At 54.0% G+C, this 18,620-nt stretch carries 20 protein-coding genes; 18 read left to right on the top strand and 2 right to left on the bottom strand.

The window, feature by feature from the left end:
• Positions 1–68 precede the first annotated feature (68 nt).
• The 3 genes from BLR44_RS14585 (at position 69) to BLR44_RS14575 (ending at position 2,396) form a co-directional block, all read left to right on the top strand.
• The gene (locus tag BLR44_RS14585; RefSeq protein ID WP_089683151.1) at positions 69–557 is read left to right on the top strand and encodes a Fur family transcriptional regulator; all 489 of its coding nucleotides are present in this window, start codon (positions 69–71) and stop codon (positions 555–557) included.
• Between the two features lie 65 nt (positions 558–622).
• Entirely contained in the window at positions 623–967 is a 345-nt protein-coding gene (locus BLR44_RS14580; protein WP_089683150.1) for an STAS domain-containing protein, read from the top strand.
• 139 nt (positions 968–1,106) lie between these two features.
• Entirely contained in the window at positions 1,107–2,396 is a 1,290-nt protein-coding gene (locus BLR44_RS14575) for an adenylosuccinate synthase (protein WP_089683148.1), read from the top strand.
• Between the two features lies 1 nt (position 2,397).
• On the opposite strand, the gene BLR44_RS14570 is transcribed toward BLR44_RS14575, so the two are convergent.
• Complete coding sequence (locus BLR44_RS14570) at positions 2,398–2,988, bottom strand: porin family protein (RefSeq protein ID WP_143017301.1); 591 nt, start codon at positions 2,986–2,988, stop codon at positions 2,398–2,400.
• 94 nt (positions 2,989–3,082) lie between these two features.
• Entirely contained in the window at positions 3,083–4,261 is a 1,179-nt protein-coding gene (locus tag BLR44_RS14565) for a hypothetical protein (RefSeq protein ID WP_143017300.1), read from the bottom strand.
• A gap of 505 nt (positions 4,262–4,766) precedes the next feature.
• Between BLR44_RS14565 and BLR44_RS14560 the strand changes: the two genes are divergently transcribed.
• The 15 genes from BLR44_RS14560 to BLR44_RS14490 all read left to right on the top strand — a co-directional run bounded on the left by BLR44_RS14560 (position 4,767) and on the right by BLR44_RS14490 (position 18,615).
• Positions 4,767–6,203 (top strand): anthranilate synthase component I family protein, encoded by a 1,437-nt coding sequence (locus BLR44_RS14560; protein ID WP_089683141.1) that lies wholly within the window; start codon positions 4,767–4,769, stop codon positions 6,201–6,203.
• 59 nt (positions 6,204–6,262) lie between these two features.
• A complete protein-coding gene (locus BLR44_RS14555) occupies positions 6,263–6,835 on the top strand; it encodes an anthranilate synthase component II (RefSeq protein WP_089683139.1) in 573 nt (190 codons plus the stop codon).
• A 130-nt stretch (positions 6,836–6,965) separates the two neighbouring features.
• On the top strand, positions 6,966–7,976 hold the full coding sequence (gene trpD, locus BLR44_RS14550; protein ID WP_089683137.1) for an anthranilate phosphoribosyltransferase: 1,011 nt from the start codon (positions 6,966–6,968) through the stop codon (positions 7,974–7,976).
• Positions 7,977–8,052: 76 nt separating this feature from the next.
• On the top strand, positions 8,053–8,889 hold the full coding sequence (trpC, locus tag BLR44_RS14545; protein ID WP_089683135.1) for an indole-3-glycerol phosphate synthase TrpC: 837 nt from the start codon (positions 8,053–8,055) through the stop codon (positions 8,887–8,889).
• Between the two features lie 32 nt (positions 8,890–8,921).
• On the top strand, positions 8,922–9,578 hold the full coding sequence (locus tag BLR44_RS14540; RefSeq protein WP_245706069.1) for a phosphoribosylanthranilate isomerase: 657 nt from the start codon (positions 8,922–8,924) through the stop codon (positions 9,576–9,578).
• A 4-nt stretch (positions 9,579–9,582) separates the two neighbouring features.
• Complete coding sequence (tnpA, locus tag BLR44_RS29390; protein ID WP_089683133.1) at positions 9,583–10,002, top strand: IS200/IS605 family transposase; 420 nt, start codon at positions 9,583–9,585, stop codon at positions 10,000–10,002.
• A gap of 178 nt (positions 10,003–10,180) precedes the next feature.
• Positions 10,181–11,404 (top strand): tryptophan synthase subunit beta, encoded by a 1,224-nt coding sequence (trpB, locus tag BLR44_RS14530; RefSeq protein WP_089683131.1) that lies wholly within the window; start codon positions 10,181–10,183, stop codon positions 11,402–11,404.
• A 67-nt stretch (positions 11,405–11,471) separates the two neighbouring features.
• Positions 11,472–12,272, top strand: coding sequence for a tryptophan synthase subunit alpha (trpA, locus tag BLR44_RS14525; protein WP_089683129.1), 801 nt, complete (start codon positions 11,472–11,474; stop codon positions 12,270–12,272).
• Positions 12,273–12,276: 4 nt separating this feature from the next.
• Positions 12,277–12,759 (top strand): hypothetical protein, encoded by a 483-nt coding sequence (locus BLR44_RS14520; RefSeq protein ID WP_089683127.1) that lies wholly within the window; start codon positions 12,277–12,279, stop codon positions 12,757–12,759.
• Positions 12,760–12,813: 54 nt separating this feature from the next.
• Entirely contained in the window at positions 12,814–13,824 is a 1,011-nt protein-coding gene (locus tag BLR44_RS14515; RefSeq protein WP_089683125.1) for a bifunctional 3-deoxy-7-phosphoheptulonate synthase/chorismate mutase, read from the top strand.
• Between the two features lie 35 nt (positions 13,825–13,859).
• Positions 13,860–14,237 carry a four helix bundle protein gene (locus BLR44_RS14510; RefSeq protein WP_089683123.1) on the top strand — a complete coding sequence of 126 codons (378 nt, stop codon included), beginning with the start codon at positions 13,860–13,862 and terminating at the stop codon, positions 14,235–14,237.
• A gap of 43 nt (positions 14,238–14,280) precedes the next feature.
• A complete protein-coding gene (gene hisH, locus BLR44_RS14505) occupies positions 14,281–14,898 on the top strand; it encodes an imidazole glycerol phosphate synthase subunit HisH (RefSeq protein ID WP_089683121.1) in 618 nt (205 codons plus the stop codon).
• A 189-nt stretch (positions 14,899–15,087) separates the two neighbouring features.
• The gene (hisA, locus tag BLR44_RS14500) at positions 15,088–15,810 is read left to right on the top strand and encodes a 1-(5-phosphoribosyl)-5-[(5-phosphoribosylamino)methylideneamino]imidazole-4-carboxamide isomerase (RefSeq protein WP_089683119.1); all 723 of its coding nucleotides are present in this window, start codon (positions 15,088–15,090) and stop codon (positions 15,808–15,810) included.
• 202 nt (positions 15,811–16,012) lie between these two features.
• The gene (locus BLR44_RS14495) at positions 16,013–16,717 is read left to right on the top strand and encodes a 3'-5' exonuclease (RefSeq protein ID WP_089683117.1); all 705 of its coding nucleotides are present in this window, start codon (positions 16,013–16,015) and stop codon (positions 16,715–16,717) included.
• Positions 16,714–18,615, top strand: a complete 1,902-nt coding sequence (locus tag BLR44_RS14490) for a DUF294 nucleotidyltransferase-like domain-containing protein (protein WP_089683116.1) — start codon at positions 16,714–16,716, stop codon at positions 18,613–18,615. Before BLR44_RS14495 ends, BLR44_RS14490 begins: the two co-directional genes overlap by 4 nt.
• The last annotated feature ends 5 nt before the right edge of the window (positions 18,616–18,620 follow it).

Raw genomic sequence — 18,620 nt, 5'->3', positions numbered from 1 at the left:
GGCCTCCCTGCCGAACGTAATAATTTTGTACTTTTGAACTTCTTTATGCGGGGGTGAATTTACTCTTTATGCCACTGAATGTAACCGTTTACGAACAAGTCCGTCAAATCTTCACCGAATATCTGGAGAACCAGGGATTGCGCAAAACACCAGAACGGTTTGCCATCCTGGAAGAAATCTATTCGCGTGATGGGCACTTCGATGTAGAATCGCTCTACATCAGCATGAAGAATAAAAACTACCGGGTGAGCCGCGCTACCGTCTACAATACGCTCGATTTGTTGGTGGAATGCAACCTGGTGAGCAAGCATCAGTTCGGAAAAAACCTGGCGCAATACGAGAAGTCATACGGCTATCGGCAGCACGATCACCTGATCTGTTCCGACTGCCACCGCGTGATCGAGTTCTGCGATCCCCGGATCTACAACATCCAGACGATGGTGGGCGATCTGCTCAAGTTTGACGTATCGCACCACTCGTTGATCTTATACGGCAACTGCACCCGGCAGAATTGCGAAAATAAACCGACTTTGCAGGAACAGGAAGGAAATGCCTGAGGCAAACAATTCGCCTGTTTTCTCGTTTTTACTCAACACTTAACCCATAGCTACAACTCATTCTCATGAATTACAGCATTGAAGAGAAAGAAAATATCATGCTCGTCCGGTTAGAAGGGAACCTGATGGGAGACACCAGTGCGAACCAACTGCTGGACGACGTCGCGGCGCGGGTCGAGGATGACCGTCATCTCTGTGCGGTCGATCTGTCGAACGTAAGTTACATGAATAGTAACGGCATCGGCGTGCTGATCAATCTGCTCACCAAAATGCGGAACCGGGGTGGCGAAGTGGTCTTGATCAATCCGTCGCAACAGATCCAGAAGCTGCTGGTCATCACGAAGCTGAACTCTATTTTCGACATTGTCGATTCAGAAGAGGACGCTATGGCGCAACTGAATAAGAAATAATCGAGCAAGATTCCTAAAAACTTGGTTACTTAGCGGTCAGGCGGCAGGACACTGTCGCCTGATCTTTTTTGTTTCGTTTTAAGATTAAAGAGTGCCGGGCGGTGGCAGCCGCTGTCGGTGTGTAATGTGAGAATAGCCAATGGCCGTAGATGTTTTATTAGGACTGCAATGGGGCGACGAAGGGAAAGGAAAAATCGTCGACGTAATGGCCCCGCGTTATGATGTAATCGCACGTTTCCAGGGTGGCCCCAACGCCGGGCATACCCTCGTGATCGACGGGAAAAAGCATGTGCTGCACCAGGTTCCGTCCGGAATTTTCCATACCCATATTCAGAATGTAGTCGGCAACGGGGTGGTCCTCGATCCGGTCATTTTCCGGCGCGAGTTGGAAGGACTGCGCGACAAAGGCATCGACCCCGGCGTCAACCTGTTTGTCTCTAAAAAAGCGCAACTGATTCTGCCGACGCATCGCCTGCTCGACGCTGCCTATGAGCAGTACAAAGGCGACGCAAAAATCGGCTCGACCCTGCGCGGCATCGGCCCCACTTACCAGGACAAGTACGCCCGCGTTGGCCTGCGCGTGGGGGATATCCAGGCGGACGATTTTCGGCAGAAGTACGACCAACTGGTGGACCGCCACCGCATGATTCTCGATTATTACCACTTTGATTATAGCGCCCTGGCCGACGCTGAGGCCGAGTTTTTCCAGGCGGTAGACTACCTACGTGCTCTGCAACTGACCAACAGCGAGTACCTGATCAACGACGCGTTGACCGAAGGGCGGACGGTACTGGCCGAAGGAGCCCAGGGCTCGCTGCTCGACATCGACTTTGGTTCGTATCCCTTCGTTACCTCCTCCAGCACGATGGCGGCCGGTGCCTGCACCGGACTCGGCATTGCACCGGCACGTGTGGGCGAAGTGTTCGGCATCTTCAAAGCCTACTGTACCCGCGTGGGCAGCGGACCTTTTCCGACGGAACTGAACGACGAAGTCGGAGAGCGCATCCGGCAGGAAGGTCACGAGTTCGGCGCAACCACGGGCCGTTCGCGGCGGTGTGGCTGGCTCGACTTGCCCGCGCTGAAGTATGCGGCGATGATCAACGGCGCGACGCAACTGCTGATGATGAAGGCCGACGTGCTGAACAGCTTCGAAACCATCAACGTCTGCACCCGCTACCGGCTAGCTGACGGCACCGAAACCGATCAGTTGCCGTATGACCTGTGCACCGAGCCGGTCACGCCGCTGTACGAAACGTTACCCGGCTGGCAACAGTCGTTGCAGGATTGCCATCAGTTCGACGATCTGCCCGAAGCGCTGTTGCAGTACGTAGCCTTTATCGAATCGTACCTCAACCTGCCGATCACGCTCGTGTCGGTAGGCCCCGATCGTGCTCAGACCATTCTGCGCGAAAGCGCCGACGTTCGGTAAATTACCAGATTACAAAGCCGGTTTGTAGCATCAGCGCCTGATCCAGGCGCTGCTTGCGGTTGCGTTCGTAACTGTAACGGACGCTGATGCGCAGGCGGTCGCTGTGAAATGCTATGCCGCCCATCAGGCCTACGTGCGTCCGGGGGCGAGAGAGCGGCTGGGGCTGGGCATCGGTCCCCTGTTTCAAAAGATGGAGGGGGGTAGTCCGCCGGCTCATACCCAATAAGTAATCGGCGTAGGGCCCCGCCTGCAGGTAAATTGTGCCTACCTGCACCTGAAGCAAAACGGGCAGCCGAAACGACTCCTGACGATAATACACCGACGAATCGCCCGGCGCAATCCGCCCCACCCGCCGGTAGCCCGGTTCGGTCAGCATCGAGAGCCGACGCTGCGGATAAACGTGCGCCATGGCCCCGGCACTCCAGCCGTAATCCCACTGCGCTAAGCGTCGGCCGGCGGCGCCATCGCTCCGGATAAATTGTCCCCATACGCCCAGATGGTACGAGTGCTCAACCGGAATTTCAATTTCGCATTGGGAATAGGCGGTATACGATAGAAGCAGGAGAGCAAAGGCAAACAAACAACGTAGCATTCAGCAAGAGTAAACGTGGGAGAAAAAAAGCCATCCAGACGTGAAACGCCTATTGGATGGCCGGAACTGAAAATAGCTTGTCAGGACACACGCATCAATGTTTCCGAATGGGCTCCAGCCATTCCAGGCTTTTGCTGATGTATTGTGCGCGGTCGGTGCAGAGCGAGATGCGGACGTGGCCGATGCCGCCGGTAGCCACCAGGCGGAAAAACAACTCGATTTGTTCCCACGAAATGGACCGGTTGGAGGTCTCCTGGAACATGCGCATATACGTCTGCGGCATAAAGTCTTTCAGGCTGTTGGCCTGCAAGGCAGCGATGAACTCGCTTTCGTCGTCCTTCGAATTGCCTTTGCCCTTCCCCTTGTTGGATTTTACTTCGAAGCCGGCTTCCAGGCCTTTGAGGAATTCGCTGGTGAACAACTGACTTGCCTTCTTCGGCATTTTCGTTTTGAACAGCTCGCCTTCAAACTTCTGCTCCGTACACAGGGCCGATACTTCGTCCAGGTAAGCCTGCTTGAAGTAGTGAGACAAGTCACGATTCCAGCCGTAGTACTGGTTGTAGCGGATCACCAGCGCAGCGCAGAGGGCCAGTTCGTTGCTGCTGACGTCGTCTTTCTGGGCAACGCGTTCCATCAATTCGGCCGGATCGATAAAACCGGCGGTGGTGGTGGCCCCCGCCACGACGAACCGGCTGTTGTGTCCGTAAGAGGTCTTGATCAGGCGCATCAGGGCCAGCATAGTATAAGCACCGTCTTCCGAGCCGGCCATGAAAATCTGGTTGTTGGTCTTGATGTGCTGCCGATCACACATCTCGAAGGCGGCGGTCAGCAGGTCGTAACCGGCTTGTGCGGCCGCATCGGCCTGGAAAAAAGGCGTGAGGTCGGGGCTGGCGGCCCAGTCGACCACGGTCACAATGTAGCCGGCCGAGGCAAAGGCGATCGCTTCCCGCGAGTTGCCCGCGTACTGACCCGTCGAGGGGCGCTCGGCGTAATTGTCCAGCAAGCTGGGTTGGTAAAACATCAGGGGCAACGTGTCCTTGGTGACCGGGATGTAGACTACACCCGTTGCCGAAACGGTTTTGCCAGCAAGGTTTTTGGTACGAAAAGAGACGACCGACGTCTTGATGTCGTAGTGCGCATCGACGCCTGCCCAGTCCTGCTCAATGGCATTGGTCTGGATCACCGTCTTCTCTTCGGTCTTTTCCAGTTGCAGCGGCTCGATAAATACTTCTTTATCCGAGTTGCATGCCGATAACAGGCCTAGGGCTGCCATAATTCCGAAAACTGATTTGTGATAGGTAAACATACGCCAGCGTAATTCGTGTGTGAAAGGGTGGTGTGTGTTGATATATATTACAAAAATAAATTAGTTAAATTATATTAACAATAATTACTCGTAAAATTTTCAAAAAACATTCGGGAATTGTACAACTTTCTGAGCGCCAGGTGCCCAGCTTCTAGGGACAGGATGTAAGGCGGATTAGCGTTTCTGGGCCGTCAGCGCCCTTTTTGGTCAATATTCTAACGCTGTAAGGGTCGAATCATGGGACCTTTCAGGATAAAAGAAAAAAACGGGCTTGCTTCTGTGAAAAGGGTGATTTACTTTGCAAACGCAATTTCCAGCATATGCAAGTTCAAGGCCTGGTAATGAATTGGTGGTGGCACGGCGGCATACTTCCCTCCGTGAACCGGCACTCTATGGCTTAGGCTAACTTAACAGATAAACTAGAGGCTCGCTTTCACGGTGAGCCTTTTTTATTGCTATACCGTCTCGAACCATGAACGAAACTTCACTGGCTACCCCTCACATCCACGTCCGCACCCGCTACCGGCGTTTGCTGGCCGATACCATGACGCCCGTCAGCATCTTTCTGAAACTGCGCGACCGCTTCGTCAACACACTCTTGCTGGAAAGCTCGGATTACCACGGCCACGAGAACGCCTTCTCCATCATCTGTTGCCAGCCGTTGGCCGGCATCGAAATGCACGAAAAGGCAGTGGTGCAGTCGTTTCCTGATGGGCGGACGATCCGCACCAACGTGCGCGAGCGGTCGCAGGTGCTGGAGGCCCTGACGGAGTTCCAGGAAGCGTTCAAGGCGGATACCGATCTGCCTTCGTTTCTGCCCAACGGCCTCTTTGGTTACATCGCCTACGACGCCGTACAATACTTCGAAGATCTGGAGTTGACCCAGACGTTGGAAGAAGCGCGCTACATACCCGCATTCCGCTACCAGTTTTTCCGCTTTCTGATCGCCGTCGACCACTTTAAAAATGAGTTATACCTGGTGGAAAATACCACCGATAACGAGGCCTTCGACGACAAAGGGCTGGAAGAAGTGTTATCGCTGATCAGTAACAAAAACATTCCCAGCTATCATTTTAAAACGGCTGGCCCCGAAACTTCGAACTTCTCGGACGAAGCGTTTCTGGAGGCCATTGGCAAGGGGCAGCAGCACTGTTTCCGGGGGGATGTGTTTCAGATCGTGCTGGCGCGGCGGTTCGCGACTCCTTTTCAGGGCGACGAGTTTAATGTCTACCGCACGCTCCGCTCCATCAATCCGTCGCCTTACCTGTTTTACTTCGACTACGGCAGCTTCCGGATTTTCGGCTCGTCGCCTGAGGCGCAGATCACCATCAAAAACGGAGAAGCCGCCATTCACCCGATTGCGGGCACTTTTCTTCGCACCGGCAACGACGCGGCCGACGCCGAACTGGCCCGCAAACTGCTGGACGATCCCAAGGAAAATGCCGAGCACGTCATGTTGGTCGACTTGGCGCGCAACGACCTGAGCCGCAACGGCGACCACGTACACGTCGAAACATTCAAAGAAATTCAGTACTACTCGCACGTTATTCACCTGGTTTCGAAGGTCACGGCACGGCTGACCGACACTACCCGCACGTTGCAGCTGGTCGCCGACACGTTTCCGGCGGGCACGCTTTCCGGCGCGCCGAAACACCGGGCCATGCAACTGATCGATCAGTACGAACGGGGCGCGCGGGGCTATTACGGCGGGTGCATCGGATTTCTGGGCTTTGACGGAAGCTTCAACAATGCCATCATGATTCGCTCTTTTTTAAGCAAAGACGGGGTGTTGTATTACCAGGCCGGTGCAGGCGTGGTGGCCAAGTCGAACGTAGAAAGCGAATTACAGGAAGTCCACAACAAGCTGAAAGCCTTGCGCACTGCCATCGCCGAAGCCGAAAAGATTTAAACGATACGCTGGTCAAGGAAGCGATTTATTGAGGGAACGCTAAACCCGCAACACGAACGATGAAAATTCTAGTATTTGACAATTACGACTCCTTCACCTATAATCTGGTGCACCTGATTCGGGAATTGGGATATGGAGCAGAGATGGAGGTTCACCGCAACGACAAGATTCCGCTGGACGCCGTGGCGAAGTTCGATAAAATTCTCCTCTCGCCAGGACCGGGCATTCCGTCCGAAGCGGGGTTGCTGCTGCCTTTGATCGACCGCTTTGCTCCGACCAAAGACATCCTGGGAGTTTGCCTGGGCCATCAGGCCATCGGCGAAGCGTTCGGCTCGAAGCTGATCAACCTGTCGAGCGTCTTGCACGGCATTGCGCTGCCCACTCACGTGACTTTATCGGATGAGTTGCTGTTTCAGGGTTTGCCCCCGCGCTTTCAGGCCGGTCGGTACCATTCGTGGGCAGTCGACAAAAACACAATGAACGGCAGCCTGGAGATCACCGCCACCGACGAACGGGGCGAAGTGATGGCCCTCCGACACCGGCAGTATAAAATCCGGGGCGTGCAGTTCCATCCCGAGTCGGTCCTGACCGAAGGCGGCAAACAGATGATCGACAACTGGCTGAAGAGTTAAGTAGAACAATGTATACAGGGAAGTTACTAATGTTATAGTGAAATGATCTGCGGAACTCTGCGAAAGACTCCCTGAAACTCAGCGAGAAAACTTTCTCAACCTTCAAAACTTTTAACCTCAAACTCCATCCATGAAAGATACGCTCAATCGCTTACTGTCGTACCAAACACTTAGCTCCGACGAAGCCCGCACCATTCTGAAAGAACTGACGTCCGGGCAGGTCAACCAGAGTCAGATGGCGGCCTTCATTACGGTCTATATGATGCGCAGCATTACGGTCGAAGAACTGGCGGGCTTTCGGGATGCGATGCTGGATTTGTGTCTGCCCGTCGATTTCTCCGACCACAGCACCATCGACGTGTGCGGCACCGGCGGCGACGGCAAAGACACGTTCAACATCTCGACCCTCTCGGCGTTTGTGGTGGCCGGGACGGGACAGAAAGTAGCCAAACACGGCAACACGGGCGTCTCGTCGGTCTGCGGCTCGTCGAACGTCATGCAACACTTTGGCTACCAGTTTACCAACGACGTCAGCGTTCTGCGTCAGCAGCTGGAAGAAGTCGGCCTTTGCTTTCTGCACGCGCCGCTGTTCCATCCCGCCATGAAGAATGTCGCGCCCATCCGTCGCGAGCTGGGCATCAAAACCTTCTTCAACATGCTGGGGCCGATGGTAAATCCGGTGCAGCCACAGAACCAGATGGTCGGGGTTTTCAGTTTGGAACTAGGGCGCCTGTATGCGTACCTCTACCAACAGACGGGGAAAAACTTCGCCATCGTCCATTCGCTCGACGGCTACGACGAGATTTCGCTGACGGGGCCGTTCAAGCTGATCACCCATCAGAGCGAACGGGTGGTGCGTCCGGAAGAACTGGGGCTACCGCAACTGGACCCCGCCGAGCTGCACGGAGGCGATACGGTCGAGTCGGCCGCCGGTATCTTCCTGAACGTATTGGAAGGGAAAGGTACCGAGGCACAAACGGCGGCGGTGTGTGCCAACGCCGGGCTTGCCCTGCACTGCGTCGATCCGGCCCTGTCGCTCAAACTGGCGGTGGAACAGGCACGCGACACGCTGGAGTCGGGCAAAGCGCGCGAGGTTTTCGAGCAACTGATGAAACTGAGCCGCGAGAAAGTAACGTCCTGATCACGGACATACGCAACAGCTACGCGGGCACTGAAAAAATACGAATGAATTAACTGATCAACCAAACACCAATCGCATGTCTATTCTGGATGAAATCATGGCCAACCGGCGCAAGGAAGTGGAAGAGCGGAAGGCGCTGTATCCGGTAGCCTTGCTGGAAAAAAGCATTTTCTTCGAGACCAAGCCGGTTTCGCTACGCAAGTATGTGCTGCGCGAAGACAAGTCGGGCATCATCGCCGAGTACAAACGGAAATCGCCCTCGAAGGGCATGATCAACAAGTTTGCGCCCGTCGAACGGACTACCATCGGCTATATGCAGGCGGGGGCGTCGGCCCTCTCGGTGCTGACCGACACGAAGTACTTCGCAGGAAAAAACGAAGACCTGCAAACCGCCCGGAAATTCAATTTCTGCCCCATTCTGCGGAAAGATTTTATGCTGGATGAATATCAGGTATTCGAAGCGAAGTCGATCGGGGCCGATGCCATCCTGATCATCGCCGCGGCGCTTGATTTGCCGACAGCCAAGCAACTCACCGATCGAGCTCATGCCTTGAACATGGAAGTGTTGCTGGAGGTCCACAATCGCGAGGAACTGGAGCGTTACCACGAGATCGGTCCCGACCTGATTGGCGTCAATAACCGCAACCTGAAAACTTTTGAAACCACCATCCAGACGTCGCTTGAGCTGGCCGAGCAAATTCCGCAAACCTTCGTGAAAGTGTCGGAAAGCGGCATTTCCGATCCGCAGACCATCCTCCGTCTTCGTGAGTACGGGTACCGGGGCTTCCTGATCGGCGAAACCTTCATGCGCAGCAGCCGTCCCGAGCAAGCGTGTGCCGATTTCATCAAACGGCTGCACACCCGCGGCGAGAAGGTCGTGGAAAACGCGAAGATCGGCGATTTCGAAGCGTAATCGTGAGGGGCCTGAAACTAAAAGTCTGTGGGATGCGCGACCCGGAAAACCTTCGGGCACTGGCCGCGCTCGCGCCCGATTTCGTGGGGTTCATCTTCTTTCCCCGTTCCAAACGCTACGTCGGGAACGACTTTGATCCGGCGGTGCTGGACGTCTTGCCGGCAACCACACAGCGCGTGGGGGTCTTCGTCAACGAATCGCTGGCGGAGATACAAGCTTTGGCCAACCGGTACCAACTGGATCTGTTGCAACTCCATGGTGACGAGCCGCCCGACGTATGTCGGCAGTTGCAGGCTGCTGGCCACCGTGTGATGAAGGTCTTTTCCGTCGGCGAAACGTTCGATTTCGCCCAACTGGATGCCTACGAGCCGTTTTGCGACTTCTTTTTATTCGATACGAAAGGTGCCGAGCGGGGCGGTAACGGCGTCACCTTCGACTGGTCGATCCTGAAAAACTACGAGGGGCCAGTGCGCTTCTTTTTGAGTGGGGGCATCGGCCCGGAATCAGCGGAGGCGATCCAGGCATTTGCGCATCCACAACTTTACGCGCTGGATGTGAACAGCCGCTTTGAGAAGGAGCCGGGCGTAAAAGCGGTGGAGGAGGTAAAAGCGTTTTGGGTATTCGTAGCGGCGGATTTAACCGCGGGGGCAGTCCCCCCACCGCTGCGAATCGAGAGAAAAGATAGTTGAAAATATGGGCAGGACTTATACGAAGCTGTGGATTCATGTTGTATGGGCTGTAAAGGAAAGAGAACCTCTCTTAACGCCACAGTTTCGTGTGAAGTTGTTCAAAATTATGATAGAATATGCACGACAAAATGATATCTATCTTGATTGTGTTAACGGAGTAGAAAACCATGTTCACTGTCTCCTTTGCCTCAGCCCCATTCAGTCAGTAGCGGGAGTAATCAAAAGACTAAAAGGCGCATCCTCAAGGTGGCTAAATGACAAACACTGGATCGAAGGACTGTTTGCTTGGCAAGGAGGATATAGTGCCTTTTCGGTGAGTGCGACCCAGTTGGAAAAGGTGCGAAAGTATATTTACAAACAAGAACAACACCATCAAACAGAAAGCTTTGCTGATGAATGGAAACGGTTTGCGATCAACTCGTAGCGATGGAATTAATTGGGCGAACTTAGCCAAACCAAACTTCCTTTTTCTATACAACTAGAATAACTTAATAGACGCATTCATTCGTAGCGACGGAATTAATTCCGTCGCTACAAAATAAAATGACACCGACATACAACCGTGTCAACATAGAATAAAATAACTTCCTGAAAAGACATCTATGGAAACCAACATACAAGAAAAAACTTCGTTTTCCGTCAATCCGAATGGCTATTACGGTTCCTTCGGCGGGGCGTTCATCCCCGAGATGCTCTACCCGAACGTCGAAGAGTTGCGGGAGAATTACCTGCAGATCATGCAGGACCCTGCCTTCCAAAAAGAGTTTCAGGAACTACTGCGCGATTACGCCGGACGGGCCACGCCGCTCTACTTCGCCAAGCGTCTGTCGGAGCACTACGGCACGCAGATTTACCTGAAGCGCGAAGACCTGTGCCACACCGGGGCGCACAAAGTGAACAACACCATCGGGCAGATTCTGCTCGCCAAGCGGCTGGGAAAACAGAAAATCATTGCCGAAACGGGAGCGGGGCAACACGGCGTAGCGACGGCGACGGTCTGTGCCCTGATGGGGTTTGAGTGCATCGTCTACATGGGCGAACTCGACATGCAGCGCCAGCGCCCCAACGTGGAGCGGATGCGGATGCTGGGGGCACAGGTGATTCCCGCCACGAGCGGCAGCAAAACCCTGAAAGACGCCACCAATGAAGCGATGCGGCACTGGATCTCGCATCCGACCGATACGCACTACATCATCGGTTCGGTCGTGGGGCCGCATCCCTATCCCGACATGGTCGCACGCTTTCAGTCGGTGATCAGCGAAGAAATCAAGTGGCAACTGAAGGAGAAAATCGGAAGGGAACTGCCCGATGCGGTGGTGGCCTGCGTGGGCGGGGGAAGTAACGCCGCCGGTGCGTTTTTCCATTTCCTCGACGAATTGTCGGTGCAACTCATCGCGGTGGAAGCCGCCGGACAGGGCATCACGAGCGGACATTCGGCCGCGACGACGGCCCTCGGCAAGCCGGGCGTACTGCACGGTAGCCGGACCATCCTGATGCAAACGGAAGACGGTCAGGTGACGGAACCTTATTCGCTCTCGGCGGGGCTGGATTACCCCGGCATCGGACCCATGCACGCGCATCTGTTTGCGACGGGACGGGCGAAGTTCTACAGTGCCACGGACGATCAGGCGTTGGATGCGGTGTTGCGGCTGAGTCGGCAGGAAGGCATCATTCCGGCGCTGGAATCGGCGCATGCGCTGGCTTACCTCGAAAACCGCAAGCACGGCCCCAACGACGTGGTGGTCATGTGCCTCTCCGGTCGGGGCGACAAAGACCTGGAAACGTATATGAAAATGGGCTTGGCCGACCGAAAAATCGACGCATAATCCTTCGTGCTCCTTTGTGTTATTAGCCGCCTTGGTGCGGTGTCTTAGTGGTAAATCTCTTTGCAATATGAATCGCATTCAACAACTCTTTCAGGAGAAAACCGAAAACGTCCTCTCCGTCTATTTCACGGCCGGTTTTCCGCACTTGGACGATACACGCACGGTGCTCCGCTCCCTCGCTGATGCCGGGGCCGACGTGATTGAAATTGGCATTCCCTTTTCCGATCCGGTCGCCGACGGTCCGACCATTCAGCAAAGCAACCAGCAGGCGCTCGACAACGGCATGACGCTCCAGACGCTTTTCGCGCAACTGGAAGGTATCCGCGCCGAAGTCGACACGCCGCTGATTCTGATGGGGTACGTCAATCCGATCATCCAGTACGGTGTTGAAGCCTTTTGCCAGAAGTGTGCGGACATCGGCATCGACGGCATGATCCTGCCTGATCTGCCCCTGCCGGTTTTTCAGGAAGAATACGCTGAGCTTTTCAAGCAACATGGCCTTCTCAACATCTTCCTGATTACGCCGCAAACCTCGGAAAAGCGTATCCGTCAGATTGATGAGGCCTCCGAAGGATTCATCTACATGGTCGCGACAGCCGGCACGACGGGCGCACGTCAGGGCATCTCCGACGAACAGGAAGCGTATTTCGCGCGCATCCGCGCCATGCAACTCAAGAATCCGACGCTCATCGGCTTCGGCATCTCCAACCATGACACCTTTGCCCGTGCTTGTCAGCATGCCAGCGGTGCCATCATCGGCAGTGCGTTCATTAACCTGCTCCACAAAAGCGAAAACCTTTCCGACGACATCCGCACGTTCGTCCACGATGTGAAAGGCGAAGCGGTAGAATTATCCAAAGAAGATTAGGGTCATGCTGAAAATTGTCTTCGTTGGGATGTTGATCATTGCTTCACAAACGGCCTTTTCGCAGTCCTACTGGGAAAAAGGCGAAGCCTATATTGAACAACTTAAAGGGAATAGCCCTGATCATGATGGAGCCTCTCTACGAACCTATCTTTTTCAAGATGTTAACTACGATGGTATTTATGAAGTAGTAGAGATGACCAATAAAATAGAAGAAAGATCGCCGGGGTTCTTGGTATACGAATTATCAGCAGCTTTTTATCAACCCAACGTGTATTCATACACTAATGGAGAGTTCAAGGCAGGGTGCGAGGATTGCTCGTGGTATTGGCAAACTAAACTATTGGACCATGAGCATTGGAAACATTTGCTTGAGAACCCTGTGAACTTATCAAAAGACTCCCAGCAATTGATTGATGCGAATCGAAAACTGTTCATGAGCGAAATTGATCGCCTTATTGAAGAAACGAAACGACATTTGAGTCAGTAGTGATAATGTTGGATTTTAGTTTTACTCACTCCATCAGCCTAAAATTATTAAACCATGATCATTCAAGTAGATCCCGATATTGAGTCGCCTCTCAAAGCGGCCATTCTCAAACAAATTCACGACCTCGGCTACAAAACCACCGAAGTGACCACGCAGCGCGCTAGCTACGTCGTGGGCACGGGCAAGAAGGAGTTCGACGTGCGTAGCATCGGACATCTGCCGGGCATTCAGGACATTCACATCGTGTCGGACGACTATAAACTGGTCTCTCGCAAGTGGAAAGTGAATCGCACGCGCCTCGACCTGGGCGACGGCGTGGTGATTGGCGAAGGCACGTTTTCCATCATGGCGGGGCCGTGTTCCATTGAAAGTGAGGAACAGATTGAGCGGACGGTGACGCACCTGCTTGACAACGACGTGAAGATCATGCGCGGGGGCGTCTACAAACCGCGTAGCTCGCCCTACTCGTTTCGTGGGATGGGGCTGGACGGCCTCAAAATGTTCTACGACATCTGCCGCCAGAACGGCATCAAAATCATCACCGAAGTGATGCAGCCCTCTCAAATCGCGGACATGCTCGATTACGTCGACGTCTTCCAGGTGGGCGCGCGGAACACCCAAAACTTTAACTTACTCGACGAACTCGGAAAGGTCGACAAACCGGTGATGATCAAACGCGGTCTCTCCGGCACCCTCGACGAACTGCTCCAGTCGGCCGAATACGTCTTTTCCGGCGGTAACGAGAAGATCCTCCTGTGCGAGCGGGGCATCCGTACCTACGAAACCGCCAGCCGCAATACGCTGGACCTCAATGCTGTCCCAATTCTGAAAGAAAAGTCGCACCTGCCCGTGATCGTCGATCCGTCACACGGCATTGGCATCCGCGAGTTTGTTGAACCGATGGCCCTGGCGGGCGTCATGGCCGGTGCCGACGGCATCATCGTGGAAGTCCACGACACCCCCGAAGAGGCCGCCTCCGATGGCCAGCAAACCCTCAATTTCGACGAAGCCAGCCGCCTCTACCAGCGCATGCGCCAAGCCTATCAACTGCGGGAAGAGTTCTGATTACAAATTGCACATGACAAATTGCAGATTGTGCAATGGCAAAGATCGAACGTTTTGAGGATCTCCAAATCTGGCAGGACGCGGCAAAAGTAGCGGTTGAAATGTACCAGCTTTCGGAGATAGGAAGATTGAAGAATGATTTCGGTGCGAAAGATCAAATTCGTCGTGCGGCGTCTTCCATCTCAAACAACATTGCCGAAGGATTTGAGTATGATAACAATGGGGATTTTATTCGCTTTCTTCGCTACGCGAAAGGCTCCTGTGGCGAGTTACGCAGCCAACTTTACGTTTTGAAGGAAGGGGGGCTAATCGGCAACGAAGCGTATGAACGCCTGTACGAAAGACTAATCGGCCTGTCGAGACAATTAGCGGGTTTTATCCGCTACCTGCACCAACGGACGAAAGAAAGCTAATTTGCAATTTGACAATTTGACAATTTGTAATCTTTAATTCCACATGAAAACCGTCATCATTAAATACAACGCGGGGAATGTACAGTCGGTGAAGTACGCCCTGGAACGCCTGGGCATTGAGCCGATTCTGTCTGACGAAGAAGAGGTGATCCGCTCGGCCGACCGGGTGATCTTTCCAGGGGTGGGGGAGGCCAGCACCGCCATGGGCTACCTCCGGGAAAAGGGACTCGACCAACTCCTGCCCACCCTGACGCAACCGGTACTGGGCGTGTGCCTGGGGTTGCAACTGATGTGTACCCATTCGGAAGAGAATGACACGCCGTGTCTCGGCATCTTCGACGTGGAAGTGAAGCGGTTTCGGCCGGACGAGGCGGGGCAGAAGGTGCCGCACATGGGATGGAATACCATCTCGCCTGCGGCTGACGCGGATTTCCCCTTGTTACGCGAGATTGAAATTCCGGCGTACGTCTACTTCGTACACAGCTATTATGCCGAAATGAGTTCTTACACCATGGCCGCCTGCAACTACATCGTGCCGTTCTCGGCCATGCTGCACAAAGACAACTTCTATGCCGCGCAGTTTCACCCCGAAAAGAGTGGACTGGTCGGGGCGCAGATTCTCAAAAACTTCGTCGAACTCAAACAGGAAGAGTTGGTCTGACGGAGCACCGAAGTCAGGAGATCCGGAAACCGGATAACGACCTGCCCAACACTTTGTCATCGCGACCATCGGGAGAGATCTCGGTCCAAAAGCTAGGAGATCTCTCACGTTGTTCGAGGTGACAGGATAAGAGTACAAAGCGTTGCTTAATTTGCCCCCTGAAAGTTTCAATTTGTAATCCATTCCCCCATGCACATCATTCCCGCCATCGACATCATCGACGGTAAGTGCGTTCGCCTGACGCAGGGCGATTATGCGCAAAAGAAAGAATACGCCGCCGATCCGCTCGACATGGCCCTGCGGTTTGAAGACGCCGGACTGCAACGCCTGCACGTGGTGGACCTCGACGGCGCACGCGAAAAGCGGGTGATCAACTACCGGGTGCTCGAACGACTGGCCTCAAAAACTGGATTGCACATCGATTTCGGTGGGGGCATCCAGTCCGATGACGACCTGCGGATTGCGTTTGAGTGTGGGGCAAAACAGATTACGGGCGGCAGCATCGCCGTGCGGGAACCCGACACGTTTGAGCGCTGGTTGAAGGAGTACGGACCGGAAAAAATCATCCTGGGAGCGGACGCGCGTGACATGAAAATCGCCGTGAGTGGCTGGCAGGAATCGTCCGGGCGACACATCTTCGACTTTCTGGAGGAGTACCAGGAACGCGGCGTGCGCTACGCGATCAGTACCGACGTCGCGAAGGATGGCCTGTTGCAGGGCCCTTCGATCCATTTGTATCAGGAATTGCGTGACCGGTTCCCCGACCTACACGTGATTGCCAGCGGCGGCGTCAGCTCCCTCAAAGACTTGGAGGAACTGGAAGAAGTTGGCGTATGGGGCGTCATCGTCGGCAAGGCCATCTACGAAGGGCGCATTCAGTTGAAAGACCTGGCTCCCTGGATTGCGAGTTGATAGATTAAAAATGAATAAATGTCAAATTGCTTTTTAGGCGTTTGCAATTATTGTCATCCTGAGCCAAACGAAGGATTTTGCACACAAACGATTCAGCACCTTATTTGAACAATAAGACCCTTTCAGGGTGACATTACTCCGGTAAATAGGTAAACCCCCAATCCACTCATTCACCACACCACCAATTCACCATACTCACCACATGATTCCGGAGTACTTGCTTTTTGTGGACACGGAAACGTCCGGGCGGCCCAAGCACTGGGACAGCCGCCGGGTGGAGGAGTGGCCCTACATTGTGCAGGTCGCGTGGGTGATCTTCACCCGGGACGGGAAGGAAGTGAAGGCGCGGAATTACCTGATCAAACCGGACGATTACGACATTGAGCGGAAGTCGGAGCGGATTCACGGCATTTCGGTGGCGGTGGCGCAGGAAAAGGGAATTGCGCGTCGGAAGGCGTTGCGGGCGCTGTATTCGGACCTGCGGCAGTACAAACCCATGATGGTGGCGCATTACATGGACTTCGACCAGCGCATGCTGGAGATGGGGTTTCGGCGCGCCGGGCTCAAAAACATCATCAAAGAAACGCCCCGGTTTTGCACGATGAAGGCCACAAGCGAGTACATCCACGTGCCCGGGCGACACTACCCCAAACTCGGGGAACTCTACCAAACCTTGTTCAAGAGACGACTGGAACACCAACACGACGCGATGTGCGACGCCCGCGCCGTGGCCGATTGTTTTTTCGAACTGGTCCGAAAAGGCGATATTGACGAACACGTGATCGAAGCCCAGCAAAGTCGCAGCCGCATCACCAAGAAAATCAAAAAGCGGACCGGCTATGGTCTCCTCATGTTACTCACGGTGATTCTCACCGCATTACTTATTCTCTTCTTAGTTCTCCAATGAGTACACCGCTAGAACTCCTCCGGCAGAGTACGCCTTTTCAGTTGTTGCCGGACGACAAGCTCGTGGAAATCGCCCGGTTTCTCAAAAAGGTGGTACATCCTAAAGAAAAGGTGGTCTATCATCAGAATTATACGCGCCTCAAAGGCATCGACATCGTAGCCGAAGGTGAGTACGAGTCGTTCTTTTATGATGAAGAGAACGAAAAGAAACTGGTTCGGTACTACCTGCGCGAAGATGTGTACGGGGGGCTGTCGCTGTTGTTCAATCAGAAAAAGTCGATTCGTACGGTGATTGCCAAAAAGGGCACCGTCGTCTACTTTTTGCCGCAGGATGTGTTCCGGGCACTTACGGAAGAGTACGAGGCCTTCGCCGATTATTTTAGTACGGAATTCGGGCGGGAAATGCTGGACGAAACCTATGCCAGCTACGTGCGGATCAGAAGCAGCGAGCTGGAAAATTACGCGGGGTCCGACATCTTTTTCTCGAAAACCCTGCGTACGCTGGCGCTCAATAAAATCTACTCGTGCCCGCCGGATACGCCCATTTACCGGGCGGCGCAGATCATGACCACGAACCGGATCGGCTGTCTGTTTATAAAAGACGGGAAGGAGTTTGTCGGGTACCTGACCGACATCATCTTGCGCGAAAATGTGGTGGGTGGGCAGGTCGATACGGCATTGCCCGTTACGACGGTTATGGGAAATCCGATCTTCAGCATTTCGCTGGATGCGTTCATCTACGAAGCCATCCTCCTGATGTTCAAGGAGAAAATCCGGTATCTGCTGGTAGAAGACGGAGGGCAGTACGTGGGCGTGATGAACCGGAACAAGCTGCTGACCGAGCAGTCGTACTCGCCGTTTGTGTTCATCCAGTCGGTGCGGCTGGCCAATACGCTCGACGAGTTGCGCAACAAGTGGAACCGCGTGCCTTCCATCGTGTTTCAGTTGCTGTCGCGGGGCGTCAAAGCCGAAAATGTCAATCAGGTCATTACGTCCGTTTCCGATTACATTTCCGTGCGCATCATCGAAAGTGCCCTCAAAGAAATGGGAGCGCCGCCGGCTAAGTTCGTGTTTATGGCACTGGGCAGCGAGGGCCGTAAAGAACAGACGCTCAAAACCGATCAGGACAACGCCATCATTTACGAAGACACGCCCCCGGAACGGCGCGAGGAAGTGCGGGCGTATTTTTTACGCCTGGCCGAGATCATCTCCGAACAGCTCGACTACGTCGGGTTTAGTTTTTGTACGGGCGGCTTTATGGCGAAAAACCCGCGCTGGAACCATTCGCTGTCGCACTGGAAGGCGAATTACGAAAAATGGATGAACCGCCCCGCCCCGGAGTCGGTCATGAACTTCGCTACGTTTTTCGACTGCCGGATGCTGTACGGTGACGCAACGCTTTTTGAGTCGCTCCGGGAATTTATCGGCGAAAAACTCACAGAGCATACGCCACTCACGTATTACCATTTTGGCGAAAATGCCCTCAAATACGAGCCGCCGCTGACGTTCTTTAACTTTTTCCGTACGTTCTCAAAAGGAGAAGAAGAGGTGCTGAACATCAAAAAGGCCATGACGCCCATTGTGGATTTAGTGCGCTTGTATTCGCTCAAGTACGGCGTATTCAAAACCAATACCGGCGAGCGGCTGGAAGAACTGTACCACCGCGACCTGTTCAAGAAGCACGAGTATTACGAGCTGATGCAGGCGTATTACTACATGATGGCCCTGCGCCTCACCCAACAGGCCAAGACGATCATTCGCAAGCAGGGCGAACCCAACAATTACATCGCGCCGGGAAGCCTGACGAAAATCGAGCAGGTTACGTTGAAAGAGATTTTCAAAATCATCGAGAAATTTCAGACCAAGATCCGCATCGAGTTCACGGGGCAGTTGAAGTAACGCCG

Origin of the sequence: Catalinimonas alkaloidigena (genome assembly GCF_900100765.1) — a bacterium.
GTDB classification, from domain to species: domain Bacteria; phylum Bacteroidota; class Bacteroidia; order Cytophagales; family Flexibacteraceae; genus Mooreia; species Mooreia alkaloidigena.
Note: the sequence above shows the minus strand (reverse complement) of the source record. Positions and strands in the feature narration are given on the sequence as shown.

Excerpts from the sequence above, each read along its gene's own strand:
- trpB (WP_089683131.1), top strand. The coding sequence starts at position 10,181 with ATGGAAACCAACATACAAGAAAAAACTTCGTTTTCCGTCAATCCGAAT.
- BLR44_RS14490 (WP_089683116.1), top strand. The coding sequence starts at position 16,714 with ATGAGTACACCGCTAGAACTCCTCCGGCAGAGTACGCCTTTTCAGTTG.
- BLR44_RS14510 (WP_089683123.1), top strand. The coding sequence starts at position 13,860 with ATGGCAAAGATCGAACGTTTTGAGGATCTCCAAATCTGGCAGGACGCG.
- BLR44_RS14585 (WP_089683151.1), top strand. The coding sequence starts at position 69 with ATGCCACTGAATGTAACCGTTTACGAACAAGTCCGTCAAATCTTCACC.
- tnpA (WP_089683133.1), top strand. The coding sequence starts at position 9,583 with ATGGGCAGGACTTATACGAAGCTGTGGATTCATGTTGTATGGGCTGTA.
- BLR44_RS14575 (WP_089683148.1), top strand. The coding sequence starts at position 1,107 with ATGGCCGTAGATGTTTTATTAGGACTGCAATGGGGCGACGAAGGGAAA.
- BLR44_RS14515 (WP_089683125.1), top strand. The coding sequence starts at position 12,814 with ATGATCATTCAAGTAGATCCCGATATTGAGTCGCCTCTCAAAGCGGCC.
- BLR44_RS14565 (WP_143017300.1), bottom strand. The coding sequence starts at position 4,261 with ATGGCAGCCCTAGGCCTGTTATCGGCATGCAACTCGGATAAAGAAGTA.
- trpD (WP_089683137.1), top strand. The coding sequence starts at position 6,966 with ATGAAAGATACGCTCAATCGCTTACTGTCGTACCAAACACTTAGCTCC.
- BLR44_RS14495 (WP_089683117.1), top strand. The coding sequence starts at position 16,013 with ATGATTCCGGAGTACTTGCTTTTTGTGGACACGGAAACGTCCGGGCGG.
- hisA (WP_089683119.1), top strand. The coding sequence starts at position 15,088 with ATGCACATCATTCCCGCCATCGACATCATCGACGGTAAGTGCGTTCGC.
- BLR44_RS14570 (WP_143017301.1), bottom strand. The coding sequence starts at position 2,988 with ATGCTACGTTGTTTGTTTGCCTTTGCTCTCCTGCTTCTATCGTATACC.
- trpC (WP_089683135.1), top strand. The coding sequence starts at position 8,053 with ATGTCTATTCTGGATGAAATCATGGCCAACCGGCGCAAGGAAGTGGAA.
- hisH (WP_089683121.1), top strand. The coding sequence starts at position 14,281 with ATGAAAACCGTCATCATTAAATACAACGCGGGGAATGTACAGTCGGTG.
- trpA (WP_089683129.1), top strand. The coding sequence starts at position 11,472 with ATGAATCGCATTCAACAACTCTTTCAGGAGAAAACCGAAAACGTCCTC.
- BLR44_RS14580 (WP_089683150.1), top strand. The coding sequence starts at position 623 with ATGAATTACAGCATTGAAGAGAAAGAAAATATCATGCTCGTCCGGTTA.
- BLR44_RS14555 (WP_089683139.1), top strand. The coding sequence starts at position 6,263 with ATGAAAATTCTAGTATTTGACAATTACGACTCCTTCACCTATAATCTG.
- BLR44_RS14520 (WP_089683127.1), top strand. The coding sequence starts at position 12,277 with ATGCTGAAAATTGTCTTCGTTGGGATGTTGATCATTGCTTCACAAACG.
- BLR44_RS14540 (WP_245706069.1), top strand. The coding sequence starts at position 8,922 with ATGCGCGACCCGGAAAACCTTCGGGCACTGGCCGCGCTCGCGCCCGAT.
- BLR44_RS14560 (WP_089683141.1), top strand. The coding sequence starts at position 4,767 with ATGAACGAAACTTCACTGGCTACCCCTCACATCCACGTCCGCACCCGC.